Source organism: Candidatus Woesearchaeota archaeon, assembly GCA_003694805.1.
Classification (GTDB): domain Archaea; phylum Nanobdellota; class Nanobdellia; order Woesearchaeales; family J110; genus J110.
Genome location: RFJU01000150.1, coordinates 1 through 5,178, shown reverse-complemented (window position 1 = coordinate 5,178; position 5,178 = coordinate 1). Strand labels below are relative to the sequence as shown.

The following is a 5,178-nucleotide window of genomic DNA, read 5'->3' as shown; positions in this document are numbered from 1 at the left end:
GGCGGGGACTGGTGGTGTCTGGGATGGTGTTGGTACGGCTTGCTGTTGGAGGAGTGGGGAGGGAAGAGTTGTTGGTGAGTCGTTGGTGGCGAGTAAAAAACCTTTTTTAAATGTTTTTAAATGTTTTTAAACTTCGTTCAGTCATAGTCTTCAACGGTGTTTGAGGAGGGTGGCGTGTTGGGCTTCTTTGTTCATCGCTTTGTTCAGCCTTCCCACCTTTTTTTTGTGAACTGGTTTTGCTTGTTGCGCGTTTGTTGCGCGCTTGTTGTAACGTTGTGCGGCGCGTCTCATACGGCCTCGATAGTGAAAAGGAAGGGTTTTTGAAAAAAAGGTTTTAAAAAAGATAGTAGAAAAAAAGATATAGGAGAGAGAGCAACAAGTCTTATAAATACTCGCGGGTTTTATGCTTTGGTTGAGCAGGATGGCTATTACGATTGAAGAGATGGCGGCGTTTTGCAAACGCAAAGGATTTGTGTTCCCTTCTTCTGAACTCTACGGGGGGCTGGCAGGTTTTTTTGATTACGGCCCGTTCGGTGTTGAGTTGAAAAAGAATATCGTGCGGGAATGGTGGCGGTTCATGGTGCTCAAGCGCGAAAACATTGTCGGGATGGATGGCGCAATTATTTCTCCCGAGGCGGTGTGGAAGGCGTCAGGGCATCTTTCAAGTGGCTTTGCCGATGTGCTTCTCTCTTGTTCGAAGTGCAAAACCGTTGTGCGGGCGGACGTGTTCATTCAGGAAGCGACGGGGAAGGATGTCGCCGGCGCGTCTCCTGAGGAGATCGACAGGATTGTGCGGGAGGAGAACTTGGCCTGCCCTGCGTGCAACTCGGCGTTTAAGAAGGCCTCCCTTCTTAATCTCATGTTCCCTGTCACGATTGGCGTTTCGGATGATTCTGGCGTGCGAGCGTATCTTCGGGGGGAAACGACGCAGATGATTTATCTTGACTTCAAGCTTGTCGCTCATGCAGCCCGTCTCAAGCTCCCGTGCGGCATCGCTCAGGTTGGTAAGGCGTTTCGCAACGAGATTAGTCCGAGGAATTTCTTGTTTCGTTGCAGAGAGTTTGAGCAAATGGAAATGCAGTTCTTTATCAGGGGGGCTGAGGAAGCGCAATGGTTTTCGTTTTGGAAGAAGGAACGTCTCTCGTGGTGGTCTTCTCTCGGGGTGAAGAAGGAGCGCTTGCGCTTTCATCCTCATAAAAAAGAAGAGCTTGCGCATTACGCAAAGGCGGCGGAGGATATTGAGTACGCATTCCCGTTCGGGTGGAAAGAGATTGAAGGTGTGCATAACAGGGGGGATTGGGACTTGAGCAATCATGCAAAGCAGAGTAAGAAGTCCTTGGCTGTGTTTGACGAAGAAGCAAAGCAAAATGTTACTCCGCACGTTATAGAAACGAGTGCCGGGCTTGACCGCGCGTTTCTCGCGTTTCTTTTTGAGGCGTTTGATAACGACCAGGAACGGGGAAATATTGTTCTGCACTTGCACCCTCGCCTCGCGCCTGTCAAGTTTGCCGTCTTTCCCTTGGTGAAGAAAGGAGGTCTGCGCGAGAAGGCAAGAGAAGTGTTTTCTCTCCTGCAGGGTGCTTTTGATGATGCGCCGGTTGTTTTTGACGACGGAGGGAGTATTGGGCGCAGGTATGCTCGTCAGGACGAGATTGGCACGCCGTTCTGTATAACGGTGGACTTTGATTCGCTTGAGAAAAATGACGTGACCGTTCGCGACAGGGACTCGACGCGTCAGGTTCGCGTCCCTCTTGCAGAGCTGGAAGGGCTTGCTCGGCGGCTCGTGAGGGGTGATGTTGTGTTCTCTTCCTTAATTGAACAATTTGAGGAATGCGAGGTGAAAAGCAAATGAAAATAGCTGATTTGAAGCCCAAACAGGGCAATGTGAATTTAGAGGAAGTTGAGGTCACGGAAATTAGTCCTATTCGTGAGTTCTCAAAGTTCGGCAAGGCAGGTCGTGTGTGTAACGCCACGATTAAGGATGCTTCGGGAAGCATGGCGATGACGTTGTGGAATGAGCAGATTGATCAGGTGAAGGTCGGGTCTAAGCTCAAGATTACTGACGCGTACGTGAGTGAGTGGCAAGGTGTCAAGCAGCTCACCACGGGGAGGAATGGGAAATTTGAAGTTTTGGAGTGAACACGTGAGAGGAAGCGGTCGGGGCACGCGCGGCTCGGGAGGAGAAGTGCTCAGGCACGTCTTGACGGTTATCCTCATAGCAGGAGCACTTTTCGTTCCGCTCTCAGCCGGTTTTTTGCTTGTTTCAACACCGGAGAAGGAGCCTCCTGCTTGCACGGTGGCGTTCTTTGAAGAGGAAACACTTGCCAACCCCTCCTGGGATGGTATAACCATCCAGCTCATTCCTGCTGAGCGTGTTGATGCGTACGTTGAGTTTCGCAGAAGCGGAACGGACCGTTGGAAGAAGACAGGGGTGCAGTCAGGAGCGGGTGACGAGCCGCTTCGCTTTAACCTTCATTCTTTGCAGAGTGGTACTCAGTATGAGTATCGCTTGCGTTGTCGGGAAGGCAGGGAAGCTCCTCCGAGCCCGTTCAAGGTCAAAGATGATCGCCCCTTCGGGGTGAGGGCGGTGCACACGTTTAAGACGTTGGCAAAAAAAGAAAAGCCCTTTCGCTTTGTGTTCATGACCGACTCGCATATCTTTCGATGGTGGGAGGCGAGCGTGTTGGGAATTGATAATACGTCTGTCAAAACGTTTTCATCTTCGATTCGAAACGTCGAAGAGCTCGGTCCGGACTTCATTATTTTGGGAGGTGATGAGTTCTTGACGCATTGCAACCAGTGCAGGGGAACGTTTGTTGATGGCGAATTTACTGGTGAACGGACGATTTCCTCGGTTCGGGAAGGAGAGCTTCGTTATCGTCAGGGCATGCGAATGTTTTCTCCGCTCGCTGCAGAGTTCCCGCTCTTCTTGACACTAGGGAACCACGAGGGAGAGGCAGGGTTTGGTAATGAGGGAGGAAAGTGTAATCATTTCTCGAATACGAAAGCACTAAGCGAGCAGGCCCGGCTCAAATACCTGCCAAATCCGTCGGAAGTGTATGGCGGGGGAGAAGAAGGGGGGTATTACTCATTCGAGCATGCGGGCGCTCTTTTTGTTGTCTTGGATGTGATGCGGTACGTGAGCGAGTATCCTTCTTCTCCAGAGGATTGGACGCTTGGCAGTGAGCAGCTTGCTTGGCTTGAGAAAACCCTGAAAGAGAGCAATGCGAAGTGGAAGTTTATATTCTTGCATCACTTGGTTGGGGGCTACGCTAGTAGGGATGGTTGTTACTCGTATGGCAGGGGAGGGATCAGGGCAACGGATACGGGAAGGCGTGACGGTCGGTTCTTGGGAGAGCAAGCAAGGCTTCACGATTTGTTTGTGCGGTATGGTGTGCAGGCGGTGTTCTTCGGTCATGATCACGTCTTTGTTTCTGGAGAAAAGGACGGTGTCCTGTACGTTCTTGGCGGCCACCCGAGCGGGAATGCGCCGCCTTCGTGGGAAAGGAAGAAGGTGTTTCGAGAACAGTATGACTACAATGAAGACGGCTTCCCTGATTATTTGATTGAAAACGGGGTGGTGAGTGTTGATGTACAGGGTGATTCTGCGGTGATTCGGTATATTGAGAGCAACGGCGAAGATGCTTCCTTGAATGGAAGGGTTTTGTTTGAGAAAACAATCTTTTCGTAGCGCTTTTTGACGAGCACTCATTCGCGCTGATTCTCTTTTTCGTGGTAGCGTAGGAGTACTCACGGAGGTGGTGAGGAATGGGGACGCTGGGATTTGAACCCAGGACACCCACGTCTTCAGCGTGGTGCTCTCCCAGTCTGAGCTACGTCCCCGGGGTAAGGTGTTGAGTGCCTCTCTGGGAAGGGTTCGAGGAGACCGCAGAGGTTTAAAAGGGTTTCGTAGCGGGGTAGTCCCTTTTGTAGAGGAGGGCTGGGGGCTTTTGTCTTGTTTTTTTGTTTTTCTTCTTCTCTTTTTCTTCCCCTGTGTTTTAGAGGTGTATGGTGCGGTGGTAACGTATAACCAAAAAAGTTTATATACTGCATGTTTTTTTGGGCATGCTAAAAAGAGGTGGTTTGTCGTTGAAGATTGTTTTTTCCGAAACTGAGCAAAGGCATAAGGACTTCTTCCAGGAAAGGCTTCAAGGGCACGAGCTCCTGTTCTGGTCGGGGCCTATTGACGCTTCCAACGCAGGCGAGCTGGCGGATGTTGATGTCGCAAGTGTATTTATTTATTCTAAGCTGACCGCTGAAGCGTTGGAGAAGATGGCTGCTCTTCGGTGTATCGTGACGCGATCAACAGGGTTTGACCACATCGATCTGGAGGCGTGCAAGAAGAAGGGCGTGGTGGTGTGCAACGTTCCGTATTACGGTGAGAACACGGTTGCGGAGCACACGTTCGGCCTTATTTTGAACTTGTCTCGAAATATTCATAAGTCGTACGTTCGTGCGCTTCGCGATGACTTTTCAATTGCGGACCTGCAGGGGTTCGACCTGCAGGGGAAGACGTTGGGGGTTATTGGTGTTGGGCATATTGGCCTTCATGTGATCAAGATTGCTAAGGGGTTCGGGATGCATGTTATCGCGTTTGATAGAAAGCATGATGATTTCTTAGCAGGGCTTTTGCATTATCGTTACGCGAAGGATTTGGATGAGGTCTTGCGAGAGGCGGATATTATCACGTTGCATCTTCCTGCTCTTCCTTCTACGGTGCACATTATTGGTCGTGAGGAGATTGCGAAGATGAAGAAAGGAGCGATTTTGGTGAATACGGCGCGTGGTTCGTTAGTGGATACTGATGCGCTGTATGAAGGTCTCGCGTCGGGGCACTTGGGCGGTGCGGGTTTGGACGTGATTGAAGGGGAAGAGCTTATCAAGGAGGAGAAAGAGCTGCTCTTTCGTGGCGAGGATGAAAAGCTCAAGCGCATCTTTCGGGATAAGGCTATTTTGCGCATGGAGAATGTAGTGTTCACGCCTCATAACGCGTTTAACAGTCGCGAGGCTGTGCAGCGCATTTTGGAGACGACGTTGAAGAACATCTTGGCTTTCGGAGCTGGTGCTCCGGTGAATACGGTGGAGCTTCGCTGATTGTTTCCTGCTTCGTTTTCTTGTTGAGCTTGCCCGCGGTTGTTCTTACACCTTTTTTTGTGCAGTTGCGTCTTCCTTTTTTTT

General features: G+C 50.6%; 4 protein-coding genes and 1 tRNA gene. 4 read left to right on the top strand and 1 reads right to left on the bottom strand.

Translation table 11 applies throughout. The features are described from left to right. The first annotated feature begins 421 nt into the window (after nt 1-421). Genes D6783_05565 through D6783_05555 form a run of 3 tightly spaced genes read left to right on the top strand, consistent with a single transcriptional unit; the run spans nt 422 to nt 3,691 of the window. Entirely contained in the window at nt 422-1,852 is a 1,431-nt protein-coding gene (locus D6783_05565) for a glycine--tRNA ligase (GenBank protein RME52200.1), read from the top strand. Beyond that, complete coding sequence (locus D6783_05560) at nt 1,831-2,139, top strand: hypothetical protein (protein RME52199.1); 309 nt, start codon at nt 1,831-1,833, stop codon at nt 2,137-2,139. Before D6783_05565 ends, D6783_05560 begins: the two co-directional genes overlap by 22 nt. Then, the gene (locus D6783_05555) at nt 2,114-3,691 is read left to right on the top strand and encodes a hypothetical protein (GenBank protein ID RME52198.1); all 1,578 of its coding nucleotides are present in this window, start codon (nt 2,114-2,116) and stop codon (nt 3,689-3,691) included. Before D6783_05560 ends, D6783_05555 begins: the two co-directional genes overlap by 26 nt. A 78-nt stretch (nt 3,692-3,769) precedes the next feature. Here D6783_05555 and D6783_05550 read toward each other — a convergent pair. After that, nucleotides 3,770-3,843: transfer RNA gene (locus D6783_05550), tRNA-Phe, on the bottom strand. Nucleotides 3,844-4,065: 222 nt separating this feature from the next. Here D6783_05550 and D6783_05545 point away from each other — a divergent pair. Continuing rightward, entirely contained in the window at nt 4,066-5,094 is a 1,029-nt protein-coding gene (locus D6783_05545; GenBank protein ID RME52197.1) for a hydroxyacid dehydrogenase, read from the top strand. Nucleotides 5,095-5,178 lie beyond the last annotated feature (84 nt).

Excerpts from the sequence above, each read along its gene's own strand:
- D6783_05555 (RME52198.1), top strand. The coding sequence starts at position 2,114 with ATGGGAAATTTGAAGTTTTGGAGTGAACACGTGAGAGGAAGCGGTCGG.
- D6783_05545 (RME52197.1), top strand. The coding sequence starts at position 4,066 with ATGCTAAAAAGAGGTGGTTTGTCGTTGAAGATTGTTTTTTCCGAAACT.
- D6783_05560 (RME52199.1), top strand. The coding sequence starts at position 1,831 with ATGCGAGGTGAAAAGCAAATGAAAATAGCTGATTTGAAGCCCAAACAG.
- D6783_05565 (RME52200.1), top strand. The coding sequence starts at position 422 with ATGGCTATTACGATTGAAGAGATGGCGGCGTTTTGCAAACGCAAAGGA.